Origin of the sequence: Intrasporangium sp. (genome assembly GCF_039812505.1) — a bacterium.
Classification (GTDB): Bacteria; Actinomycetota; Actinomycetes; order Actinomycetales; family Dermatophilaceae; genus Intrasporangium_A.
Genome location: NZ_JBDIAQ010000014.1, coordinates 16081 through 38586 on the forward strand (window position 1 = coordinate 16081; position 22506 = coordinate 38586).

A 22506-nucleotide genomic window follows, 5' to 3' on the forward strand; every position below is an offset into this window, starting at 1 on the left:
GGGGATCCGGCCACCACCGGCGACATGACCCGGACGCGGTCATCACCACCGTCGCCTCCCTGATAGTCCGCTGGGTGTTCCGTCAAGGAACCGTCAAGCGCCGGGCGGCTTGGACCTGCCACGGGTATGGGCTTGGCAAAGACTTCCCCAGCCCGGTTGACGGCCCTGCCCGGCTGCTGCGATCTTTCGCTCCGACCCCCGTGTCGCAGCCGACCCGGCGCCCGGCCGACGGACAGAGGAGCCCGACATGAACCGACGCAAGTCCGCCCTGGGGACCGGTGGTCTCCTCGCTCTCGCGCTCGCTCTGGCGCCCGCCGCCCCGGCGTCCGCCGCCCCGGTGCAGGCCGCCCCGGCCGGCAGCCCCGCCGGGGAGCAGCTGGTCGTCAGGTCGGTGCTGCACGACCGCGACGGCGGGACCCACGTGCGCTACGAGCGCACCTTCGCCGGGCTGCCGGTCATCGGCGGCGACCTCGTCTCGCACCGCGACGCCAGGGGCACGGTCACGGACGTGACCTACAACCGGGGCCGCCGCAGCGCCGCACCGAACACGCTCACCGCGTCGGTCTCCGCCGCGGTCGCCCGCAGCACCGCCCTGGCCTTCTCGCACGCCCGCCAGAAGACCGCCTCCCCGGGTCGGCTCGTCGTGCTCATGACCGACGGGGGCCCGCGGCTGGCCTACGAGGTGGTGACCGAGGGCGTGCAGGCCGACCAGACCCCCAGCCGCCTGCACACCGTCGTCGACGCGACCACCGGCGCGGTGCTCCGGTCGTGGGACGCCGTCCGGACCGGCACCGGGCACGGCATCTTCGTCGGCACCGTTCCGCTCGGCACGACTGCGCAGTCGGGCGGCTACCGGCTCGAGGACTCGCACGGCAACTACACGACCGACCTGGGCAACCGGACCCGCGGCAACGGCACGACGTTCACCGACGCCGACGACGTGTGGGGCAACGGCAGCCAGAGTGATCGCCAGTCCGCCGGGGTCGACGCCCACTACGGGGCCGAGCAGACCTACGAGTTCTACGACACGGTGCTCGGCCGCGCCGGCATCTGGGGCGACGGGCGCGGCGCCCGCTCCCGCGTGCACTACGGCAACAGCTACGTCAACGCCTTCTGGGACGGCACGCAGATGACCTACGGCGACGGCGCGAGCAACCAGCACCCGCTCGTCGAGCTCGACGTCGCCGGCCACGAGATGACCCACGGGGTCACCGAGAACACCGCGGACCTGGACTACTCCGGCGAGGCCGGGGGGCTGAACGAGGCGACCTCCGACATCTTCGGCACCGCAGTCGAGTGGTACGCCGACAACGCCAGCGACATCCCGGACTTCCTGATCGGCGAGGAGATCGACATCAACGGCGACGGCACGCCGCTGCGCTACCTGGACAAGCCCAGCAAGGACGGCGCGTCCAAGGACTGCTGGAGCTCCAGCCTGGGCGGGCTCGACCCGCACTACTCGTCCGGGCCGCTGAACCACTGGTACTTCCTGGCCTCCAACGGCTCCGGTGCGCGCACGATCAACGGCATCGCCTACAACAGCCCCACATGCAACGGCTCGGCGGTGACCGGCATCGGGCACCAGAAGGTCGAGAAGATCTGGTACCGGGCCCTGTCGGCCTACCTCACCTCGTCTAGCAACTACGCCGCCGCCCGCAACGGCGCGATCCGGGCCGCCAAGGACCTCTACGGCACCGACAGCGCCGAGTGTACGGCGGTCGCCGGCGCCTTCTCGGCGATCAACGTCGCAGCCGGGTCCGAGGCGTGTGGCGCCACCCCGCCCCCGCCGCCACCGTCGGGTGACAGCTGGGTCACCAACGGTGGCTTCGAGTCCGGGCGGACCGGGTGGACCGGCACCTCCGGCCCGATCACCGACAGCGCGAGTCGCCCGGCGCACACCGGGTCGTGGAAGCTGTGGCTCGGCGGCAACGGCCGCCGGACCACCGAGAGCGAGCAGCAGGACTTCACCGTGCCACAGGCGGCGACCGCACCGACCCTGACGTACTGGATCCGCATCGACACCGCGGAGTACTCGACCCGGTACGCCTACGACACGATGAAGGTGTCGCTGAACGGCACGACGGTCAAGAGCTACTCCAACCTGTCCGCGAACGGCTCCTACCAGAAGGTGTCGGTCGACCTGTCCGCCTACAAGGGCAAGTCCGTGACGCTGAAGTTCACGATGCAGGAGGACGGCTCCTACCAGAGCAGCTTCGTGGTCGACGACGTGAGCGCGCAGGGCTGACACCCCGCCCCGCGCCCGGGCGCCGGTATGCCGCTGTGCCCGGCTGAGCGGCATACCGGCGGGTCTGTTTGTCGAATCGCGCAGAGTGCTTGTCTGGGCGGGTCTGGCCCGCCGCACGCTCACGGTCCGCCACCTCGTGTTCCTGATCATCGCGGCCTCGGCGCCGCTGACCGCACGTACCGGGGGAGCGCCACGGCGCGGCACCGCGCGGCCTGAGGCGGCCGAACCGACCCGCCCGCTCGCGATCGCCTGCCTATGTCTTACAACTCGTATTACACTCTTCTCATGGCTGACACGATCACGTTCCGTCCCGACGAGGATGCGGCGCGAGCCTTGGCTGTGCTGACCCGTGACGGCACCCCCGTCTCAACGGCGGTGCGGACCGCCCTGATCGACGCAGCCCGCGAACGGGCCCGCAGGGTCCTTCGTGCCGAAGCCGAGGCACTTGCCGCCGATGAGCAGGACCGGGCCGAGGCGGCGCAGGTGCTGCGTGACATGGAGTCCCTGCGTGCGTGGTGAGGTATACCGGCTGCCTGCCCCCCGTGACGCCCGCGGGCACGAGCAGCGCAACCGCCGGTACGCGGTGGTCGTCCAGTCCGACCAGCTCCCGCTGTCGACCTGGCTCGTGGCTCCGACCTCCACGTCCGCTCGAGCAGCCGGTTTCCGGCCCGAGGTGGACATCGAAGGACGTCTCACGCGCGTTCTCGCCGAGCAGACCGCGGCCGTCGACCCGACTCGACTCGGCGAGAGCGTCGGTCACCTGGGGTTCGACGAGCTGCGGAGGGTGGAGGCAGCGCTGCGCCTGGTCCTGGAACTCTGAGCCGGTGACGAGCCGCCCGGACGGGACTGCGACCGGTGGGCGCGCCTGCTGGTGATCGGAAGAACACAACAAGTCCGGCCGTCACACGTATGGTGTGCGGCGGCCGGGTGGGGGTAGCGCACTTGTTGTGTCGGTCCGTACACCCGGGGCGCCGGCCCCTCGGGACGGGCTGCCGTCGATCCGTACACCCGGGATCCGTCCGACCCGCCCACCCCGGCGCTCCGCCGTGCGGGCGCTCCGCCGTGCGGGCGTTCCGCCGCCGTGGTGTGATGGGCCGAGACGACCGGAAGGGCAGGCCCCGATGACACCGCTGCGGATCGGCACGCGCGAGCGTGAGCAGGTGGTGCGGTCGCTGATGCGGCACCAAGGGTTGGGTCGGCTGACCGCTCAGGAGTACCAGGAGCGGGTCGCGCGGGCCCGGGCCGCGGTCGTGGCCGGTGATCTCGAGGGCCTGCTGGACGACCTGGAGCCGCGGTCCGAGCAGGAGTGAGGCGCCCGCGAGGTCTCGGGCAGGTCGGGACCGTGGGTCTGCTCGGGTGGATGAGGGGTCCGTCGCCCATCCGGGGCGAGCCCGTGCGTTCGGACCGACGGCCCGGCCGGTGACGCCGACGAACCGCAGGTATGCCGCTCAGCGGGCTGAGCGGCATACCTCACGTGCGGCGCCGGGACGGTGGTCCGTGCGTCCCCGCCCGGCTCAGTAGCCGTAGTGCATCCACACGCCCTTGACCTCGGTGAAGGCGTCGATGGCGTACCTGCCCATCTCGCGGCCCCACCCGGAGGCCTTGTACCCGCCCCACGGCGCGGCCTGGTCGGGGATCGGGGGCATGTTGATGTACACGGCACCGGCGCGCAGCCCGTTGGCCACCCGGGTGGCGAACGCGATGTCCTTGGTCCAGACGGTGGCGGCCAGTCCGTACTGAGTGTCGTTGGCGCGGGCCAGCAGCGCGGACAGCTCGTCCTCGTCGTCGTAGGACAGCACCGACAGCACCGGCCCGAAGATCTCCTGCCGGGCGATCGTCATGTCGTCGCGTACCCCGGCGAACACGGTCGGCTCGAAGAAGTAGCCCCGCTCGCCGGTGCGCTTGCCGCCGGTGAGCAGCTCCGCGCCCTCGGCGGCGCCGGTGGCCACCAGCTGCTCGACGTGGGCCAGGTGCTCGGCCGTGACCAGCGGACCCAGCTGGGTGGACTCCTCGATGCCGGGCCCGAGCCTGAGGGCGCTGGCGCCGGCGACGAACTTGTCGAGGAACTCCGGCTCGCGCTTGCGGTCGACGTAGAACCGGGTGTAGGCGGCGCAGACCTGCCCGGAGTTGAGCGTGGCTCCGCCGAGGTTGCCGGCCACGGCAGCGTCGACGTCGCTGTCGCGCCCGATGATGCTCGGCGCCTTGCCGCCCAGCTCCAGGGTGACCCGCTTGAGGTTGCCGGCCGAGGCGCGCACGATGCTGCGCCCCACGTCGGTGGAGCCGGTGAACGAGACCTTGTCCACGTCGTCGTGTTCGGCCAGGGCGGCACCCACGGACCCGTCGCCGGTCACGAGGTTGATCACGCCCTTGGGGAAGCCGACCTGCTCGGCCAGCTGCACCAGCCGGATGGCGCTGAGCGGGGTCTGCTCGGCCGGCTTGATGACGATCGTGTTGCCGGTGGCCAGGGCCGGCGCGATCTTCCACACCAGGATCATCAGCGGGAAGTTCCACGGCGTGATCAGCGCGCACACTCCGATCGGCTCGCGCCGGGTGTAGTGCAGCGTGTTCGGGAAGCCGATCGGGTTGGTCTCGCCGGTGATCTTGGTGACCCAGCCGGCGTAGTAGCGCAGGTGCTCGATCGACGAGCCGATGTTGGCGAACCGCGCGATCCCGATGGGCTGGCCGACGTCGGTGCTCTCCAGCCGAGCCACCTCGTCGGCGTTCGCCTCGAGCGCGTCGGCCAGCCGGAAGATCAGGTTGGCCCGCGCGACCGGGCTCATCTCGCGCCACTCCGGGTTCTCGAACGCCCGGCGCGCGGCCGCCACGGCGGCGTCGACGTCCTGCGTGGACGCGGCCCCGACCTGCTCGATCACCTCCTCGGTGGCCGGGTTGACGGTCTGGAACGAGCCGCCCTGGGCCTCGCTCCACTCGCCATCGATGAACAGCTTCGTCGGCATGTCGTGCTCTCCTGTGGGTCGTCGCTTCTCGGTACCGCTGCCCCCATTCTGTGGGCCGTCGCGCAGGTCGCGCCTTGTCGCTGCGCGAACGCCCGTTGTCTCCGGCTGCACGGTTGCGCGCCCGAAGCCGCGGTATGCCGCTGAGCCGGGTGGGCGGCATACCTCACCTCGGTGGGTGGCCGGGTGTGCAGCGGGTCAGCGCGGGGACGGTGAGCGTCACGTCGGAGACGAGCGCGGCGATCCGGCTGTGGATCTCGCCCAGCGACGGGTCGTCGATGTCGACCGGCCGGTGGTGCACGTCGGTCACGGTGAGCGTGATCGGGTCGCTGCTGGTGGGGGTGCGCTCGGGGAGACCGGCCGGTGTGGTGTGCGGGCTGCCGAGCTGCAGCGTCGACAGGGCTACGAGCAACGCCGTGCGGGTGGCCCGGTCGAGCCGGCAGGTGCGCCCGTGGATCGTGTCGGTGTCGACGGTCAGGGTGCCGTCGCCCCGCAGCACGACGGTGTCGTGGAAGCCGGCGGTGCCTCCGGTGCGCCGCAGCGTCAGCGGGAAGACCGGCCCGGTCAGGACGACCGGCGGGACCTCGAGCCCGGGGGCGCCGGCCACCCGGGAGGTCCCGGGCCGGGTGGTGGCGGCGTCGACCGGTGCCACGGGCGTCGTGGTCGACCCGGGCGCCTGGGTCGCCACGCCGCACCCGCCGAGGCAGAACAGCCCCGCCGACAGGCCGGCGACGATCCCCGAACGGACCACGGGCTCCATCATCGTGCCGACCCGGCCCCGTCGCACGCTGCCGTCACGGAGTGTCGTAGCCGCGCAGGAAGTCGATGATGAACGGCGCTGCATGAGTGGTGCCACTGGGTCCGATCTCGTTGTACGCGGCGATGGCCAGATCGCTGCGCCCGGCCACCATCCAGGCATGGGTCTTCGGGGGGTTGGCGGTGCCGAACTCTGCCGTACCCGTTTTGGCGTACTCGACACCGACCTGCTGCAGCACCTTGCCCGAGCCCTCCTTGACCACGGCCCGCATCTCGGCGCGCAGCACCTCGGCCTCGGTGGGCTCGAGCGGCACGTCCGGCGGCGGCAGTCCGGGCTCGTCGGCGACCAGGCTGGGCCGCACGGTCTGGCCCCGCATGACCGACGCCGTGGCGACGGCCATCGCGAGGGGCGAGGCCTCGACGCGGCCCTGGCCGATGAGCGAGGCGGCGTGCTCGACGACGTTGTCGGTGGGCGGGACCGAGCCGAGGAACCCGGTCCATGGCAGGTCGAGGTCCTCGCCGATCCCGAGCGAGTGCGCCGCCGCGATCAGGTCCTGCTGGGACACCTTCTTGTACTGGCTGATGAAGGCTGTGTTGCACGAGTAGGCGAGCGCCGTGGCGAGGGTGATGTCGCCGAGCTTGTCCTTGGGGTAGTGCGAGTAGTTGCCGAACCTGCGGCCGTTCACGGTCAGGGTGTTCGTGCACGGCAGCTTCGTGTCGGCGGTGGCTCCGTGCCGGACCAGTGCGAGCGAGGTGGCCAGCTTGAAGGTCGAGCCGGGGGCGGCCCGGCCGGCGAGGGCCAGTGGCGCGCCCTTGGTGCCCGGGCCGACCGCGGCCGCGAGGATCTCCCCGGTGGAGACGCGCACGACGACCAACGCCGTCGGGTGCTTCGTCTGCTTCGCGAGCGCCTTCTCGGCCGCGGTCTGGGCCGACACGTCGAGGGTGAGCCGCAGCGGCGTGCCGTCGGTGGACAGCTCGGCGAACAGCTCGCGCCTGGCCAGCGTGCTGCCGTCGGCGCCCTTGGTGACGGCCTGCACCGCCAGGCCGGGTGCACCGCGCAGCTGCTTGTCGTAGCGTAGCTGCAGGCCCGACTGGCCCACCTCGTCGCCGGGCTGCAGGGTGCCGCCGGACTTCTCGACCTGTTCGGCGGTGGCCTCGCCGACGGTGCCCAGGATCGGGGCGGCCCAGGTGCGGGTCGGCCCGAGCACCATCATCCGCGGGAGCCGGGTGGCGCCCTGGATGGCGTCGATGGCCGCGGTGTTGCGCTTCAGCGTGGGATCGGTCGTGCGCAACGTCAGGGCCGGGACGAACGCCTGCGGCCCGGCCTGGGCGACCTTCGCGGCATAGCCGGCGGCGTCGATCCCGAGCAGCTTGGCCAGCCTGGTCGCCGACTGCTTGGCACCGGCCGCGCTGACGTGGCTCTTGTCGATGCCGACGACGGCCACCTCGCGCTCGGTCATGACGGGCCGGCCGTCCCGCGCCAGGATGTCGGCCCGCTTGGGCCACTTCTTCACGAGGGCGAGCACCTCGTCCCGGGTCAGGTCGGGGGCGACCAGGTCCGGCGACCACCTGACCCGCCAGGACCCGTCGACCATGGTCAGTGGCACCTGCGTCTCGTAGCGCCAGTCCTTCGGCGCCTTCGAGACGTCCCACTGCGTCACCATCGTCGCGGTGGCCCGGTCGGTGCCCTCGGCCTGCGACACGTCCGTGATCGTGATGGCGGGGCGCACGGCCCCCATCCGCTGGTAGGCCCGCTCGACGAACGCGGTGGCCTCGGCCGGGGTGGCCCCGGTGAGCGGGACCCGGCCGAGGTTGCCGCTGGTGAGCCCGTCGGCGAGGGCCTGCACCGCGGTGTCCGGGGTCGGCGGCTTGTCGAACAGCGAGCAGGCCGTCAGCGGGCCGGTCAGCAGGACGGCCGCCAGGGCGAGCGTCCCGCTGCGGCGACGGACGGACGAGGTCACGGGTCAACGGTACGTTGGCCGTCCGGGTTCGCGGCGGCGGGCACGCCCGAGACCGCCGTGGTCTGCTCGGCGCCCGAGCGCTCGACCGTCGTGCCGCGCCGCAGTCCGTTAGGTTTGGCTCATGTCCCGCCCGCACGCCGCCGCGCTGATCGAGGATGCCCTCGACAGCCAGGTCGAGCGGGTCCTGCGCAGCCGCGGCTGGGACAACCGGGTCATCGCCCACCCCGGCTACGGGTCCACCACCTTCGTGCGGGTGCTCGCCCGCGTCATCCTCGGGCGGGTGCGCGACGAGCCGGAGCCGCCGGACCCGGACGGGACCGCTGCGCTGCGGCCGCCCCCGTCGGCACGTGGCTGGCGGGCCTTCGTCACTGCCCCGGCGGCCGGGGTCCCGGTCAGCGTCACCATCGGTGACCGCGTGGTCCACGGCCGGTCCGACCGCGGCGGCCACGTCGACTTCGTCGCGCACGACCACGGGCTGGAGCCGGGGTGGCGACAGGTCACCCTGCGCGCGGCGGGCGCCGCGCCCGTCCCGGCCGACGTGTTCATCGTCGCCGACGACGTCGAGTTCGGCATCGTCAGCGACCTCGACGACACCGTGATCACCACGATGCTGCCGCGGCCGATGCTGGCCGCCTGGAACACCTTCATCCGGCGCGGCCAGTCCCGCCGGGCGGTGCCGGGCATGGCGCCGCTCTACCGGGCGCTGCTGGACGAGCACCCGGGCGCGCCGATCGTCTTCGTGTCGACCGGCGCGTGGAACGCGGCGACCTCGCTGACCCGGTTCCTCGCGGCGGCCGGCTACCCGCTCGGCACGCTGCTGCTGACCGACTGGGGGCCGACCAACACCGGCTGGTTCCGCAGCGGCCAGCAGCACAAGCGCGAGAGCCTCAGCCGGCTCGCGCGCGACTTCCCGGGGATCAGCTGGATGCTCTTCGGCGACGACGGCCAGCACGACCCCGAGCTGTACGCCGACTTCGCCCGGATGCATCCGGACAAGGTGGTGGCGGTCTGCATCCGCGAGCTGACCCCGACCGAACAGGTGCTCTCGCACCCGATCGGCCGCGGGGACAGCCTGATCGGGGCCTACGTGTCGCGGACCAAGCCGACCTTCCGCGCGTCGGACGGGTACGCCCTGGCGCCCATGCTGCGCCGGGCCGGACTGCTCGGCGACCGGGCCGCCGCGGACGCGCAGCCGCAGCCCGACGGGTCGGCGCGGCCCGACCGGCCGCCGCTGCGCACCGAGCCCGGTCAGTGGTGACGGCACGCCACGAGGCAGGAGGTAGGGATGCCCGAGCTACCCGAGGTGCAGGCGCTGGTCGACTTCCTCGCCGAGCGCACGGCGGGCCTGGCCGTCGCCAAGGTCGAGCTGGCCTCGATCAGCGTCCTGAAGACCTTCGACCCCCCGCCCCAGGCCCTGGAGGGTTCGCCGGTCGACTCGGTCACCCGGCACGGGAAGTTCCTGGACCTCGACGCCGACGGGACCCACCTGGTCTTCCACCTGGCCCGGGCCGGCTGGCTCCGGTGGTCCGAGCGGCTGCCGGCCACGGTCGTGCGCCCCGGCAAGTCGCCCATCGCGCTGCGGGTGCGCCTGTCCGACGGGTCGGGCTTCGACCTGACCGAGGCGGGCACGAAGAAGTCGCTGGCGGCATACCTCGTCCGCGACCCGCGCGAGGTCCCCGGGATCGCCCGGCTCGGGCCCGACCCGCTGGGCGACGGCTTCACCCTCGAGGTGTTCCGCGGGCTGCTCGCCGGCCGGCGCACCCAGATCAAGGGGCTGCTGCGCGACCAGGAGGTCATCGCCGGGGTCGGCAACGCGTACTCCGACGAGATCCTGCACGTCGCGAAGATCTCCCCGTTCGCGATCGCCGGGTCGCTGCCGCCCGAGGTCGTCGAGCGGCTGTATGCCGCCGTCCGCGACACGCTCGCCGGTGCGGTCCGCGCCGCCTCCGGCCGCCCCGCCGCCGAGCTGAAGGACGCCAAGCGGGCCGGGATGCGGGTGCACGGCCGGGCCGGTCAGGCCTGTCCCGAGTGCGGTGACGTCGTGCGCGAGGTGTCCTTCGCGGACACGTCGCTGCAGTACTGCGCGACCTGCCAGACCGGCGGCAAGCCGCTGGCCGACCGGCGGATGTCCAGGCTGCTGAAATGAGCGGGCGGTTCGGTCGGGTCGCCCTCGGGCTGCTGCTCGTCGGGGTGATGTCGGTGTCCGGCTGCGGCGGCACCGGGTCTGGCGGCCCGGGGTCTGGTGGCTCCGGGTCTGGCGGCCCGGGGCCTGGCGGCGCGACGACGGGTTCGCAGCCGGGGCCCGGGGAGACGTCGACGGCCGGCGAGACCCCGACCGGTCCGCTGCCGGCTCCGCTGCCGACCGGGATGGCCGGGGTGCGCCTGACCGCGGACCTGACCTCGGGCGACGGCCGGCTCGTCGCCGAGTACCGGGTGGACAACTCCTCGGACCACCCGGTCGTGGTGGTCGACCGGATCCCCGAGAGCCTCGGCTCGGCCGCCCTGGGCGAGACCGACCCGGACCACGCCTGGGTCGTCATGGCCGGCGACGTCGTACGGGTCACCAAGCAGTCCTTCCCGATCGCGCCGGGCGTGCGCTTCGTGGCCGCCCCGGTGATCGGCGCCCATGTCGTGGCACCCGGGGCCGGCGTCAGCGGCTCGGCACGGGTCCCGCTCCCGGCCCGGCTCGACGTGCCGGGCCGCGAGTTCGAGGCGCCCCGCGAGCCGGTCGACCCGGCGGCCACGCGGTGGCAGTTCTGCGTACAGGTGGCCGAGCTGGACCACCCCAGCGAGGTGGTCACGGTCAGCGCGGTCGCGGGAGCCCCGCTGCTGTGCAGCGCAACGGAGCCGCTCCCGGGCGCGGATGCCCGGCCGACCGGGCGGTAGTGCCCGGTCAGCCCGCGATGAGGACGAGGGTCCCGAGGAAGCCGGCCAGCACGACGAAGGCGAGCTGGATCGGGGTGCACACGACCGCAGCGACCGCCCAGTTCCGGGCCGCCCGTGAGGCCCGGTACGCCTCGACGTGGCGCCCCTGCGCCCACAGCGAGGCGACCGAGCTGCCCCGGACGACCGAGACGATCCCGAACGGCAGGAAGCAGAAGACCGCCGCGAGGATCCCGAACAGCAGGTGGCTCGGCGGCGGTGTGACGACCGGTAGCGCTGGGCCTGCCGGCGGCGGTGTGGCGAGCGGCACGGCCGAGCCTCCCGGCGGCGGCACGTCGGCCCACGCCGAGTGCCGGTCCCGGGTCGGGTCCGGCGGCGAAGCCCACCTGTCGTCGGTCATCACCCGGCCATCCTCCCACGCGCGCGGGCGGCCCGAGGGGCGGTGAGCGGCATACCCCCTGATGCTTCGCGCCCTGCGGCAGGCCTGCGGCACTATCGTCGAGGGGGTGAAGATCCTCTCGATCCAGTCGCACGTCGCCTACGGCCACGCGGGCAACTCGGCGGCCGTCTTCCCGCTGCAGCGGCTCGGGCACGACGTCTACCCGGTGCTCACGGTGACGTTCTCCAACCACACCGGTTACGGCCTGGCGCGCGGCCCGGTCATCGCTCCGAGCGACGTGCGGGACGTGATCGACGGCGTCGAGGCGCGCGGCGTGTTCCCGTTCGTGGACGCGGTGCTGTCCGGGTACCAGGGTGCCGAGGCGGTCGGGGAGATCATCCTCGACGCGGTGGCGCGGGTGAAGGCGGCCAACCCGCACGCGATCTACTGCTGCGACCCGGTCATGGGCGACGTCGGCCGGGGGTTCTTCGTGCGGGCGGGGATCCCGGAGTACATGCGCGACGAGGTCGTCCCCAAGGCCGACATCGTCACGCCGAACCAGTTCGAGCTCGAGTTCCTCGTCGGACGCCCGCTCGCCACCCAGGGCGAGGTCGACACCGCCGCCAAGGAGCTGCAGGCGCGGGGCCCGCGGGTGGTCGTCGTGACGAGCGTGCTTACCTCCGACACGCCGTCCGGGTCGATCCAGATGGCCTGCTACTCGGACGCGGGCGCCTGGATCGTGACCACCCCGATGCTCGACATGGACGTCAAGGGCGGCGGCGACGCGGCCACCGCGATCTTCCTCGCGCACTACCTCACCGACGGGGCGAAGGCGGCCCTGTCCCGCACGGCGGCGACCATGTACGCGGTGCTCGAGAAGACCCACGCGGCCGGCTCCGAGGAGATGCTGCTGGTGCGCGAACAGGACGAAATCGCCCACCCCAAGGAAGTTTTCGAGATCGCGGCGATTTCGTGACCTGTCCCCGGCGCTGCCGGGCTATAGTCCAATTGCGCCGTTCCGCATGACCACCCCTGACCGTGCGGAACGGCGTTCTGCTGTTTGCGGGAGGTAGGTTTCGGAGGCGCCCGGTCGCCTCCGCCGCGACACGATCGTGTTGTATGCCGCCGTCTCGGGTTTTCGGTATAGCCGCGTATAGCGTGTGATCGTGGACCCGGTCACCAACCCCTACGCGCCCGGCGCCGGTCAGCGCCCGCCCGAGCTCGCCGGCCGCGACGAGCAGCTGCGCGCCTTCGACGTGGTGCTCGAGCGGATCGCCCGCGGGCGGTCGGAGCGCTCGATCGTGCTGACCGGGCTGCGCGGGGTCGGCAAGACCGTCCTGCTCAACGCGCTGCGCTCGGCGGCGGTCCGTGGTGGCTGGGGGACCGGCAAGTTCGAGGCCCGCCCCGAGCAGCGGCTCCGGCGGCCGCTGGCGGCGGCGGCCCACCAGGCGGTGCGCGAGCTGGGACACCCGCGCGGCGACGACGTCGACCACGTGCTCGGCATCGTCAAGTCGTTCGCGCTGCGCGAGACGCCGTCCGGGGCGCGGCTGCGCGACCGGTGGCAGCCGGGCATCGACGTGCCGGCGGTGTCCGGTCGGGCGGACTCGGGCGACATCGAGATCGACCTGGTCGAGCTGTTCACCGACATCGGCGGCCTGGCGGCCGACGTCGGCAAGGGGGTGGCGGTGTTCATCGACGAGATGCAGGACCTCGACCCCGAGGACGTGTCGGCGCTGTGCGCAGCGTGCCACGAGATCTCGCAGACCGGGCTGCCGGTCATCGTCGTCGGGGCGGGGCTGCCGCACCTGCCGGCGGTGCTGTCGGCCTCCAAGTCGTACTCGGAGCGGCTGTTCCGCTACCAGCGGATCGACCGGCTGCCCCGGGAGGCGGCCGACCGGGCGCTGGTCGGGCCGGCCGCCGAGGAGGGCTGCGGGTTCACCCCGGAGGCGCTGGATGCCATGTATGCCGTGACGGCCGGCTATCCCTACTTCATCCAGGCCTACGGCAAGGTCGTCTGGGACGTCGCGCCGGTCTCGCCGATCACCGCCGAGGACATCCGCGTGGCGGCACCGGAGGCCGAGTCGGAGCTCGCGGTCGGGTTCTTCGGGTCACGCTACGAGCGGGCGACCCCGGCCGAGCGGGAGTACCTGCGGGCCATGGCCGAGGCCGCGCTCGTGGGCTCGCTTGGGCACCAGGGGGATTCGTCGGGGGTTGGGTCGGCGGGGGTCGGGTCGGCGGGGGTCGGCTCGGCGGGGCGCGCCGGGGGGTCCGAGCTTTCGGCCGTGTCGACGTCGGCGGTCGCCGACTTGCTCGGGCGCAAGCCCCAGTCCCTTTCTCCCGCAAGGGATGCGCTGATCAAGAAGGGGTTGATCTTCTCGGCCGAGCGGGGGCAGATCGCGTTCACCGTGCCACACTTCGGGAGGTATCTGCGCGGGCAGGCGTGAGAGGGGCTGTCAACGGCGAGCGATTTTGAGACTTACCCCGGAGTATGAGACGGCGTGAGACGGATCGGCACGTCAGCGGCGGACTTCGAGACGTCAGCAGCGGAGTTTGAGACGCGGCCGACCTGTCACGTCACATCCCCATCTGTCGGTTGATCGCGGTGGCCCCGATCTCCACCGCGAGGTCGCGACCTGCGTGGCCGAGGTAGGAGGCGGTCTTGCTGAGCCAGCCCTTACGCTCAGGATCGGGCTCGCGGTCCGCCGCCTCATCAAGCGCCTTGACGAGGCGATCGGCGATCGTCTCTGCGGTCGGCCAAGCGCCGACCGCACGACGCGCGTGCCCCGTGGGCGCGCCGATGAAGATGATGTCCCCGGTCATGACCCGCTCCAGCTTGGAGATGTAGGGCGGCTCTTCGGAGTCCAGGGCTCGTAGGGCGGCTTGCACCATGCCCGTGTCGAAGCCTGTTACGGCCTCGATGGCGTCGGGGCCCATCGGGCTTCCCGTGTCTTCGTACACGTCGACGATCGCGCGGAGGACAGGCGGGTCGCGGTTCGTCCGGGTCTCAGTCATGGAGCCATTGACTCAGACGCCACCGACAACCCCGGGTTACGGGAAGTAGCTGCCGATCTTGACGAACGTCGGTCCGAACTCGTCATCGAAGACATAGAAGTAGTAGCAGGTGACCCGCCGCTCGGCCCGGTCCCACCCGAAATGCGGGGCCCCGCCGTTGCGGGCCTCGGTCGTGGTGCAGGTAGCCACCCGTTGGAACTCCTGCGCCCACCCGATCGCGGCCACCGCGGACCGGCCCGTGCTCGCCTGCCGAGCCAGGTACGGCCTCATCCGCTCGATCTTCCGCTCGCCCCTACCGAACTTGACCAACGGGATGCGGTTGTTCTCGGCGAACGAACGCACCGAGGCCCGGAACCGGTCACCGATCCGAGCGACCACCGCCGGGGACGGGATCGGGAACCCCCGCGAGGCCAGGAAACCCACCACCTGACCACCGACCTGCAGGTTCGGCACATAGCCGTTCAGGTAGATCCGGTCCATGCACTCCAGGTCCAGAACCACATGCCCATCCAGCACATCTGCCGTCCTCACCACACGCGTAGCCATCGGCTCACCCCCACAGGCCAGCCTCCCCCCGACAAGGCGAGAACACCAGAGCCGCGACGCCAGTCAACCGACCAACCCAACCACCGACCTCGGCGGTCCGAGGCGGAGCCTCGCTAGGTAACTACTCACGTCCCGGCGTGGGGTTGATGTGGCTGGTGGTTCGGTAGGTTCCGGGGGTGCCTGCTGCGTCGCTTGAGGAAGTCCTTGCGATGGTGGCGCGGCTGCAGGCGCGGGTGGCGGAGCTGGAGGCGAGCAACGCGCAGCTGGCAGCACGAAACGCCCAGCTTGAGGCGGACAACGTTGAGCTGCGGCGCCGGTTGGGGATCGACTCGAGCACCTCGTCGAAGCCGCCGTCGAGTGACCCGCCCGGGAAGGTGCCCCCGACCTCGTTGCGCAAGAGGAGCGGCCGGCCCAGCGGTGGGCAGGCGGGCCGTCCGGGTCGCACGCTGCGGCAGGTGGCTGACCCGGACGTGACGCGGGTGCACCGCCCGTCGGCGTGTGCCGGGTGCGCGGCCCCGCTGGGTGGTGAGGCGCCGGTGGTCGGGGCGCCGACCGTCCGGCAGGTGTTCGACCTGCCGCCGATCGAGGTGCAGGTGATCGAGCATCGGATGGTGGCGGTGGCCTGCGGCTGCGGGCACGTCACCCGGGCGGTGGCGCCGGTCGAGGCGACCGGCCCGGCGTGCTGGGGTCCGGAGGTGACGGCGGTCGCGGCGTACCTGGCGGCGGGCCAGATGATCCCGATCGAACGAGTCGCCGAGGCGCTGGCGGAACCGGCTCGGGGCCGAGGTGTCCACCGGGTGGGTCTCGACGGCGGCCGAGCGGGCCGCCGATGCGGTGCAGGGCGTCAACGAGCAGATCAAGGACCGGCTGGCCGACGCGCCGGTGGTGTTCCTGGACGAGTCGGCCACCAAGGTGAACGGCAAGCAGACCTGGTTTCATGTCGCGGCGACCGGCACGCTGAGCGCCTACCATGCCGATGAGCACTCGCGCGGGTTGAAGGCGATGACCGCGTTCGAGATCCTGCCCGACCGCGCCGGGGTGGTCATGCACGACGCGTACAGCGCCTACTACTCCATGGTCTACCCACAGCAGACCATCACCCACCAGCTGTGCATCGCGCACATCCAGCGTGAGCTGGCCGCCCTGGCCGAACACGACCCGGCCGCACGCGAGGACGGCTGGGCTCAGGACGCCGATGTGCTGATCGAGGACCTGTTCCGGTGGCGGGCCACCCACCGGGCCACCGGGAGCGACCAGCCTGCCGCCGTTCAAGCTGGCCAAGGCGAACCAACGCTGGGACGACCTGGTCGAACAGGCCCTGACCGCCCACCCCCCAAACGCGGCGGCCGGTGGCCAGCCCCACGGCCGGCGCCTGGCGCTACGCATGCGACGCCTACGCGATGACTACCTGCGCTGGCTGACCGACTTCACGCTACCGGCCACGAACAACACCGCCGAACGCGCCGTGCGGATGGCCAAGACCAAAACGAAGGTCTCCGGCGGGTTCCGCACCCTGACCGGCCTGCAACGCTTCGTGGCCCTACGCGGCTACCTCGACACCCTGCGCAAGAACGGCATCCCCGCCCTGCACGGACTCCGCAACGCCCTCACCGGACAAGCATGGATGCCCGCGTAACCCCGGCACCTGAGTAGTTACCTCGCTAGCGATCTGCCAAGGCTCCGCGTGTGCGCGATGAATCGCGACGATAGGACACGGCGCGAGCGGCATCATGCAGGCCATACGCGGCGATATGACGGCTATCACGCGACTCCGTGAGCCGATTCACTCTCGACAGATGTCGATCAAGTCTCAACACTGACGACGTTAGCAATCTGCTCTGCGATGTCGTCGATGCTGTACTCGCTGGTGCTCAGCGCAACCTTGTCGGCGAGGGAGGGACTGAAAGCCCGCACCTGTTCGCCGTCGATGTCGTGCCAAATCGGCAGGAGCGACTGCTCCCCGGCGATGGTGCGGGTGACCAGCCCGTCTAGCTCGTGGTTGGTCCACCCTTTGCGGAAGAAGTCTTTCGACAGAACGACGACACCGAAACGGCTCGAGCGGATGCCGTCGTCGATCTTGCGACGCAAACTGTGCCCAATCTTCATCTGTGCCTCGTCGAGCCAGACGGTAACGCCGCGGCGGGCGAGCGCGTCTCGAAGGGGTCGGGCCACCGCGTCCTTATCCTCGGCCGCGTGGCTGATGAACACATCCCAGGTCTGGCCGCCGAGCACGTCGCCGTCGGGCTCTTGCGGGTGACGGCGGAGCGCGACCTGCGCGGCGGGGTTGTCCTGTGCGGATCGGGCCGTCGGCAGGTACCCGCGCGGCGGTGGCTGGACGGCTACGCTCGACGCGATTCGACCGGCGTAGCCGCCTAGGTCGATCGCCACGACCCAGTGGCCGGTCGACGGGACGGGGATCCGGAACGGTGACTGGGTGACGCGACCACCGTGGTAGCGGTATCGGCGGCCCGCCTTATAGTTGTTGTATTCGACGCTGGTCATCAGTTGGACGTTGGCCTGGTTCTTCAGAGTCACGACGACAGTGGAGCCCTTCTTCACGCTCCCCAAGTCGTACCGTTGGTGCTCCATCCCGTGCGCCTACTCCCCTCTGGTCGCGGCACGCTGGCGAGCCGACTCGTGGGTCTGCTTGCGCACCGTGGCGTGGTTGATCTCGTCACGCAGCAGTGCCCGCCTCGACGGATCGCCCTGCCCCAGCCAGTCATCGAAGATCTTGGCCTCGGCGTCAATGGCCTCGTTGTCCTCGAGCTCTGAGGGGGTGAGGACCTCCTCGATCCAGTGCCACTGCAGTTCAGCTTCGGTCAACACAGCCACCGACTGTCGGCGGAGCAGTTCCAGTGGCATCTCAACGCGCGTGTAGTGCTTGATGAGCCGCTGCTGGAGCACGTAGATCCCCTTATGTGTCAGGGTGGCGATCCGACGCTCACGGGTGAGCAATTCGGCCGGCGCAGCAGTCACATCGACGAACTTGGTCGCGAAGCTGTCGCTGCCGATCAGTTCGACCAGGGGCATCACCCGCAGGCTGCCGTTCCAGCCGCTGCCCGCGACCACTTGGTGCGGCACAACCGGCGCCACCGTGATGCGCGGCGTCAGGTCCGGGCCGGTGCGCATCCCACAGGGGTGCGTGACGATCTGGACCATCTGGGGCTCGTCGCCGAATCCGGGCAAGACAACCTTCTCGAACACGTCACCCTGGAGGAGAGGACGTGCCCGGCTGGTCTCTCCGCGCTCTTCGTAGAGCGCCTCCGGCTCGATCTGGTCCATGGCGTCCCGTGCTTTACTCTTCCCGCCGTCGAATAGATCGTTCGCCGTCGCCGTCGAGGAATACCTCGAAGTCGCTGCGAGTCTCGCGCCAGTTCGGCCGGACCCGGTCGAGCACCTGCACTGCCTCCTGACGACGTTCCGCCAGATCCAGGAGCGCGTCGATGTGACCTTCGAGGTAGAGGTCCAAGGGTCGGATGTAGTAGCCGGCGGCGAGGGGCAAGTCCATCTCCATCCAGCCCGCCGGGTCCGCGATCGGGGCCTTCTCCTCCAGCACATCCATCAGGGCGGCGATCTGGGCGAGCTTGAGCCTGCTCCCCGGGCTGGCGTCGCCGCCTTTACGCCACTTGCGGATCGCCGAGACGCTCACACCCACGACCTCGGCGATGTCGGACCAGCCCATGCCGCGGCCGCCAGCGAGCTCCTCAAGCAGGTCGCCGACCGATTTCGCGGCCTTCTCGCGGGTGCGGTCGGCCATGTCCTGCTGGCGGACCTCGCCGTGCAGTTCATGCATCTCGCCATTGAGCATGTCGACCTCGGTGCGCAGGTAGTCCGCGCGCAGGGACAAAGCGCGTGTCTCGCTCGGGGCCGCTGGCGCGTAGTCCGATACCGCGCCGGCAATGGTGCCTGTGGGGACGCCACCGGCCGTGGTGCTGACGGTCATGACCTCTCTCCTCGGAACAGGGTTCGGGCTTCATCGGTGATGGAGCGCTGGAATGCGGTACCGCACGGCACGTGGACGACCGACAGAGAGTCGCTTACTACTTCGGCACTCAACTGGACCGTGTCCAAGCGGGTGAAATCACGAAACCCGTCGAAGTCCAAGACGAAGAACGGCCCGGACTCGACCGCCGCTCGCTTGAGGTGCTGCGGGACGACGATGGAGCCTTGGTCGAGCGCGGCGCAACGGACGTTGAGGCCGCGGCCCTCGCCCAGGTCGTAGGTGCTGATCGTTTGGGTCGACGTGGCCGGAAAGTCCTCGGGGCCAACCCAGAGGTGCCCAACCAGCCGCTCGTCAATCCACCGGCTCCACTGTCGTACGTCATCGACCGTCTCCGGTACCCGCACCTCGTCGATGTAACGAAGGCCGACCCGCTGCAGCGCGGGGAGGACTTTGGCCTCGACCAGCGCATCGCAGGCTGTGGTGATTGCCGTAAGGAGTTCCTCGAAGCTGTGGTAGGCGGTCGTTTCATAGGTGAGAGACTCAGACATGAGCGTCAGGCTCTCGGTGCTGCTGGAATTCTTGAGTACGACGCCAAGTCGCTCCTGGACTTGGGCTGAGCCGCCCAAGGTCAGATGGAAGTTGGCCTGCTGCAGTGGCTCGGCGAAGGGAAACCGGTCTTCTAGAGCGATGGCGATGTCGTCTTTGGTCTGCTGCTGCCGCAGACGAGCAGAATCTGTGAATCGGACCTCGGCTGCCACCAGGGCGAGGGGCGCGTTCGGGAAGACCTCACGGTTGGGGTACACGTAGGTAACCTACTCTCGTCGTGCCAACAGCGTACCCAGACACGTACCAATATCGCAACCAAAATCTGTACGCCCTGCCCAGCGTGCCGCCTGATGCCCAAGTAGACCGCCCCCTCTCGCGGCTCTGCTCGTGGCGGGTTGGCTGCTGCGGAGCCACCGGCTCGGTTGCTGATGCGCTGGTCGACCATCGAGCCCGACCCGTTCGCCGCGGGTGCCAGCGTGTTCCGACCTGCTTGATGATCCCCTGGGCACGCCGCCACGTCCTTCTGGGGGCGATAAGGCGTACTGCGCAGGGAAGCGACTGCCGGCGCCCACGAGCGGGCTCGGTGTGGCGGCCTGTCTCAGAATCCTCAGCTGGGCACGTCTCAGATTGGCCAGAGAGGACCAGGCGCTGTCTCAGAGTCGGTGATCGCTGACAGCGCCGTCGTCATCCTGCGGCGAGGCCGTGCTGGACGGCGATGGCGGCAAGACGCTTGTCCCGTGTCCACAGACGGCTGGTGGACAGCATCGTCGCGGCGAGCAGCTGCGCATCGACGTACCCGATACCGAGTCCGTGCAGCCGCTGGTTCTCGATCAGGGCCAGGACCTCGGCGTCGGTGGCGACGGTCGCCTGCGGGAGGTTGCGGAGCAGTCCGAGCACCTCGCCGCGTCGCGAAAGGTGCCCGAGTGCGAGCTCGCCGATCACCCACGGATGTGCCAGCACGAGGCCACCCTGCAGGAGCTCGACCAGCTCGGGGTCTCCCACGCGCAGATGGTCGATCCAGACCGACGTGTCGACCAGGATCACGTGGCTGTGGCCTGTCGCCGCGGGATGGGCTTCACGTCCGGCTCGCTGCCGGCCAGCCGGGCCAGCCGCCGTGCGCTCTCGCGCTCGATGAGCGCCTGCAGGGCCTGCCGGACAAGTGCAGTCTTCTCGGTCGTGCCGGTCAGACGCTGCGCTTCGGCGACGAGGTCGTCGTCCAGCGCGAGGGTCGTTCTCAAGGCTGCCTCCTTGTGCGCCATAGACACGTCATACGACATCAGATGATGACGATACACGTGCTTGCTGGGCTGCAGCCGGCCAGCGACCGCACCAAGCCGCGCATGAGAGGTCGCGACGCTGCGCCGCCGACGGTGACCAAGACAGACCTGTACCCCGACTACGTGGACGAGACGGTGCAGTACTACTCGCTCGATGACGAGCCAGACCGGCCTGCGCCGGCGCACCGCCATCGAGGCGATCCGGTGCGAGGTCATCGGCCGGGAACGCACCGAGGACGAGTGCGCCGAGCTGATCGAGCGCGCCGGGCCGTCCTACGACGCGGTCGAGCCGACTGCGACGCCGTGGTCCTGTCGCGTCGCCGGTCAACGAACCGGCCGGACGCGGCAGACGACCAGCTCTGCCGGCGCCGGCTCAGCCCAGGATGTCCTCCGCCGACGAGGCGAACAGGCGCTCGCCGGCCAGTGCGTCGATCCGTTCCAACAGCCGGTCGCCGTCCCTGAGAGACTTGGCGATGACGGGGAAGCTTCGACCGTCGGCCGTCACGACGCCTCGCATGCCCTCGGCACTGGCGACCCCGACGATGCCGTCCCAGGTGGCGCTCCCGGTCCGGCCCGACGCGGTGATCGAGAAGCCCGACTCGCCGACCCGGATCTCGAGGTCGCGCGGGCTCCGCGAAAGGGTCCTGCGCCGGTAGGTGTGTTCGCCGCGGAGGCTGTCCGAGGGGTACTCGTGCTCGTCCAGCGACGGCACGCCGGGGATGTCGTAGTCGCCCTCCGGGAGCAGCAGGATCGCACCGTCGCGGACGGCTGCAGCCGCCTCGCGGATCGCCTCGGGGGATGCCCCGTCGATGAGCTGACGTTGCGCGGCTCGGGTGCGCGGCGGCTCGCCGCGCAGCATCCGGGCAGCCTGCGCCAGGAGCCAGTCGGGCACCGAGCGCGGGTCGTCGAGGCCCTCGTGCAGGACCGCTCGCGTATGTGCCAGCTCCTCGGCGGTGGGGCCGTCTGCCGCGAGCCGGCCCAGGGTCTCCCACATCGTCCGCGCGACCAGGTCCATCTTGTCCTCGTGCCCGTCGCTCCAGACCGCGAGGAGCCCGTGCTCGTAGTCGATGCGTTCGCCGGCGGAGCCGATGTCGTAGGCGACGCCCTCCTTGTGGCGCAGCTCGTCGGTGACGCGCTCGGTGAGTATGGCGCCCAGCGCCGGCCCCACGTCGAGTGGCGTCACGCCGGTCAGGGCGGCGAACGGGCTCGACCCGACCAGGTAGGCGGGCAACGGCAGGTCGAGGGGCGGCGCGACGGGGAACCCTGCGCGGGGGCCGTCCGGCAGGGACACGTGCAGGCCCTCCGGAGGGGGTCCGGTCAGCACGAGAACCGCGTTGCCCCGGGTGAAGAACCGCGCCGCGTGCGCGACGACCATGTCACGGGAGATCTGGTCGGGGCCCGGGCCGACCGCCCCGGCCAGGCCCTGGGCGGTGACGCCGTACCGGTTCACCAGGCTCACGGCCACCGCGGGGTGGACGGCAGTCGCGCCCTCGGCCCGGAGCACCCCTGCCTCGCGGTCGAGGCGGTCTACCGGCAGGTCCGAGAGGGCGGCACACACGCGGTGGATGAAGTCGACGACCAGCTCGGGTCGGCCGGTCGCATGGAAGATCGTCGTGTCGAGGCGCACCTCGGCGTTGCTGTCGACCGGGCTCTTGGGCAGGGCGCCCATGGCGAGGTGCTCGATGAGGTGGGTGACGCCGGCCGTGCGGAACGTCTCGTGGCGGGCACCGACCCCGAAGACGAGAGCGACCGTCAGGGGAGCGGGTCCCTCCTCCCAGAGGGCGGGAACGTCGTCGATCGATGTCTGCTGCACCTGCGCATAGTAGGGGTAAGCACGTGGGGCTACGTCGGTAACGAATACGGTGCGGGTCTTCTGGAGTGACTACACGGCTCCGGGAGTGACCGCGTTTGGCGTAGCAGGATTCGTGGACTCGTTGGCGTTCGCGTTGCAGGTGGAAGCGGCAGTAGGTGCCGAACTCGTTGTTGGCGCGGACGGCTCGCAGG

Annotated in this window: 23 protein-coding genes and 1 pseudogene; 11 read left to right on the plus strand and 13 right to left on the minus strand. The window is 70.9% G+C overall.

Features of this window, described 5'->3' with window-relative positions; all coding sequences use genetic code 11:
• Positions 1-247 precede the first annotated feature (247 nt).
• The 4 genes from WMI84_RS03700 (at position 248) to WMI84_RS03715 (ending at position 3555) form a co-directional block, all read left to right on the plus strand.
• The gene (locus WMI84_RS03700; RefSeq protein WP_347350660.1) at positions 248-2245 is read left to right on the plus strand and encodes a M4 family metallopeptidase; all 1998 of its coding nucleotides are present in this window, start codon (positions 248-250) and stop codon (positions 2243-2245) included.
• 285 nt (positions 2246-2530) lie between these two features.
• Positions 2531-2764 (plus strand): hypothetical protein, encoded by a 234-nt coding sequence (locus WMI84_RS03705; protein ID WP_347350661.1) that lies wholly within the window; start codon positions 2531-2533, stop codon positions 2762-2764.
• On the plus strand, positions 2754-3065 hold the full coding sequence (locus tag WMI84_RS03710; protein ID WP_347350662.1) for a type II toxin-antitoxin system PemK/MazF family toxin: 312 nt from the start codon (positions 2754-2756) through the stop codon (positions 3063-3065). The genes WMI84_RS03705 and WMI84_RS03710 overlap by 11 nt, the downstream gene beginning before the upstream one ends.
• Positions 3066-3366: 301 nt before the next feature.
• Positions 3367-3555: a DUF1707 domain-containing protein gene (locus tag WMI84_RS03715; protein ID WP_347350663.1), complete on the plus strand. Its 189-nt coding sequence runs from the start codon at positions 3367-3369 to the stop codon at positions 3553-3555.
• A gap of 204 nt (positions 3556-3759) precedes the next feature.
• On the opposite strand, the gene WMI84_RS03720 is transcribed toward WMI84_RS03715, so the two are convergent.
• The 3 genes from WMI84_RS03720 to WMI84_RS03730 all read right to left on the minus strand — a co-directional run bounded on the left by WMI84_RS03720 (position 3760) and on the right by WMI84_RS03730 (position 7916).
• Entirely contained in the window at positions 3760-5202 is a 1443-nt protein-coding gene (locus WMI84_RS03720; RefSeq protein ID WP_347350664.1) for an aldehyde dehydrogenase family protein, read from the minus strand.
• 163 nt (positions 5203-5365) lie between these two features.
• Positions 5366-5950 carry a hypothetical protein gene (locus WMI84_RS03725; RefSeq protein WP_347350665.1) on the minus strand — a complete coding sequence of 195 codons (585 nt, stop codon included), beginning with the start codon at positions 5948-5950 and terminating at the stop codon, positions 5366-5368.
• Between the two features lie 43 nt (positions 5951-5993).
• Positions 5994-7916: a penicillin-binding transpeptidase domain-containing protein gene (locus WMI84_RS03730; protein ID WP_347350666.1), complete on the minus strand. Its 1923-nt coding sequence runs from the start codon at positions 7914-7916 to the stop codon at positions 5994-5996.
• A 121-nt stretch (positions 7917-8037) separates the two neighbouring features.
• Between WMI84_RS03730 and WMI84_RS03735 the strand changes: the two genes are divergently transcribed.
• The 3 genes from WMI84_RS03735 to WMI84_RS03745 are packed head-to-tail and all read left to right on the plus strand — an operon-like array spanning position 8038 to position 10802.
• Positions 8038-9174: a phosphatase domain-containing protein gene (locus WMI84_RS03735; protein ID WP_347350667.1), complete on the plus strand. Its 1137-nt coding sequence runs from the start codon at positions 8038-8040 to the stop codon at positions 9172-9174.
• Between the two features lie 27 nt (positions 9175-9201).
• Positions 9202-10062: a DNA-formamidopyrimidine glycosylase family protein gene (locus tag WMI84_RS03740; RefSeq protein WP_347350668.1), complete on the plus strand. Its 861-nt coding sequence runs from the start codon at positions 9202-9204 to the stop codon at positions 10060-10062.
• The gene (locus WMI84_RS03745; RefSeq protein WP_347350669.1) at positions 10059-10802 is read left to right on the plus strand and encodes a hypothetical protein; all 744 of its coding nucleotides are present in this window, start codon (positions 10059-10061) and stop codon (positions 10800-10802) included. The genes WMI84_RS03740 and WMI84_RS03745 overlap by 4 nt, the downstream gene beginning before the upstream one ends.
• 7 nt (positions 10803-10809) lie before the next feature.
• On the opposite strand, the gene WMI84_RS03750 is transcribed toward WMI84_RS03745, so the two are convergent.
• A complete protein-coding gene (locus WMI84_RS03750) occupies positions 10810-11199 on the minus strand; it encodes a CD225/dispanin family protein (protein ID WP_347350670.1) in 390 nt (129 codons plus the stop codon).
• A gap of 106 nt (positions 11200-11305) precedes the next feature.
• On the opposite strand from WMI84_RS03750, the gene pdxY reads away from it, so the two are divergent.
• Positions 11306-12154 (plus strand): pyridoxal kinase PdxY, encoded by an 849-nt coding sequence (pdxY, locus tag WMI84_RS03755; RefSeq protein ID WP_347350671.1) that lies wholly within the window; start codon positions 11306-11308, stop codon positions 12152-12154.
• A 190-nt stretch (positions 12155-12344) separates the two neighbouring features.
• Entirely contained in the window at positions 12345-13622 is a 1278-nt protein-coding gene (locus WMI84_RS03760) for an ATP-binding protein (RefSeq protein ID WP_347350672.1), read from the plus strand.
• A gap of 130 nt (positions 13623-13752) precedes the next feature.
• Here WMI84_RS03760 and WMI84_RS03765 read toward each other — a convergent pair whose 3' ends face one another.
• Complete coding sequence (locus WMI84_RS03765; RefSeq protein WP_347350673.1) at positions 13753-14190, minus strand: hypothetical protein; 438 nt, start codon at positions 14188-14190, stop codon at positions 13753-13755.
• Positions 14191-14226: 36 nt separating this feature from the next.
• Entirely contained in the window at positions 14227-14691 is a 465-nt protein-coding gene (locus tag WMI84_RS03770; protein ID WP_347350674.1) for a hypothetical protein, read from the minus strand.
• A gap of 825 nt (positions 14692-15516) precedes the next feature.
• Between WMI84_RS03770 and WMI84_RS03775 the strand changes: the two are divergent.
• Both WMI84_RS03775 and WMI84_RS03780 read left to right on the plus strand, forming a co-directional pair.
• Positions 15517-16140: pseudogene (locus WMI84_RS03775) on the plus strand (transposase); the annotation flags it as partial.
• Positions 16055-16372 carry a transposase gene (locus WMI84_RS03780; protein WP_347350688.1) on the plus strand — a complete coding sequence of 106 codons (318 nt, stop codon included), beginning with the start codon at positions 16055-16057 and terminating at the stop codon, positions 16370-16372. The pseudogene WMI84_RS03775 and the gene WMI84_RS03780, both read left to right, overlap by 86 nt.
• A gap of 167 nt (positions 16373-16539) precedes the next feature.
• On the opposite strand, the gene WMI84_RS03785 is transcribed toward WMI84_RS03780, so the two are convergent.
• The 7 genes from WMI84_RS03785 to WMI84_RS03815 all read right to left on the minus strand — a co-directional run bounded on the left by WMI84_RS03785 (position 16540) and on the right by WMI84_RS03815 (position 22315).
• The gene (locus tag WMI84_RS03785; RefSeq protein ID WP_347350675.1) at positions 16540-17325 is read right to left on the minus strand and encodes a DUF1883 domain-containing protein; all 786 of its coding nucleotides are present in this window, start codon (positions 17323-17325) and stop codon (positions 16540-16542) included.
• 9 nt (positions 17326-17334) lie between these two features.
• Complete coding sequence (locus WMI84_RS03790; protein WP_347350676.1) at positions 17335-18018, minus strand: hypothetical protein; 684 nt, start codon at positions 18016-18018, stop codon at positions 17335-17337.
• A gap of 13 nt (positions 18019-18031) precedes the next feature.
• Positions 18032-18679, minus strand: a complete 648-nt coding sequence (locus WMI84_RS03795; protein ID WP_347350677.1) for a hypothetical protein — start codon at positions 18677-18679, stop codon at positions 18032-18034.
• Positions 18676-19482 carry a TIGR04255 family protein gene (locus WMI84_RS03800; RefSeq protein ID WP_347350678.1) on the minus strand — a complete coding sequence of 269 codons (807 nt, stop codon included), beginning with the start codon at positions 19480-19482 and terminating at the stop codon, positions 18676-18678. Before WMI84_RS03800 ends, WMI84_RS03795 begins: the two co-directional genes overlap by 4 nt.
• Positions 19483-19909: 427 nt before the next feature.
• A complete protein-coding gene (locus WMI84_RS03805; RefSeq protein ID WP_347350679.1) occupies positions 19910-20269 on the minus strand; it encodes a type II toxin-antitoxin system VapC family toxin in 360 nt (119 codons plus the stop codon).
• Positions 20266-20463: a type II toxin-antitoxin system VapB family antitoxin gene (locus tag WMI84_RS03810; RefSeq protein WP_347350680.1), complete on the minus strand. Its 198-nt coding sequence runs from the start codon at positions 20461-20463 to the stop codon at positions 20266-20268. The genes WMI84_RS03805 and WMI84_RS03810 overlap by 4 nt, the downstream gene beginning before the upstream one ends.
• Positions 20464-20875: 412 nt before the next feature.
• A complete protein-coding gene (locus tag WMI84_RS03815) occupies positions 20876-22315 on the minus strand; it encodes an insulinase family protein (RefSeq protein ID WP_347350681.1) in 1440 nt (479 codons plus the stop codon).
• Positions 22316-22506: the final 191 nt, after the last annotated feature.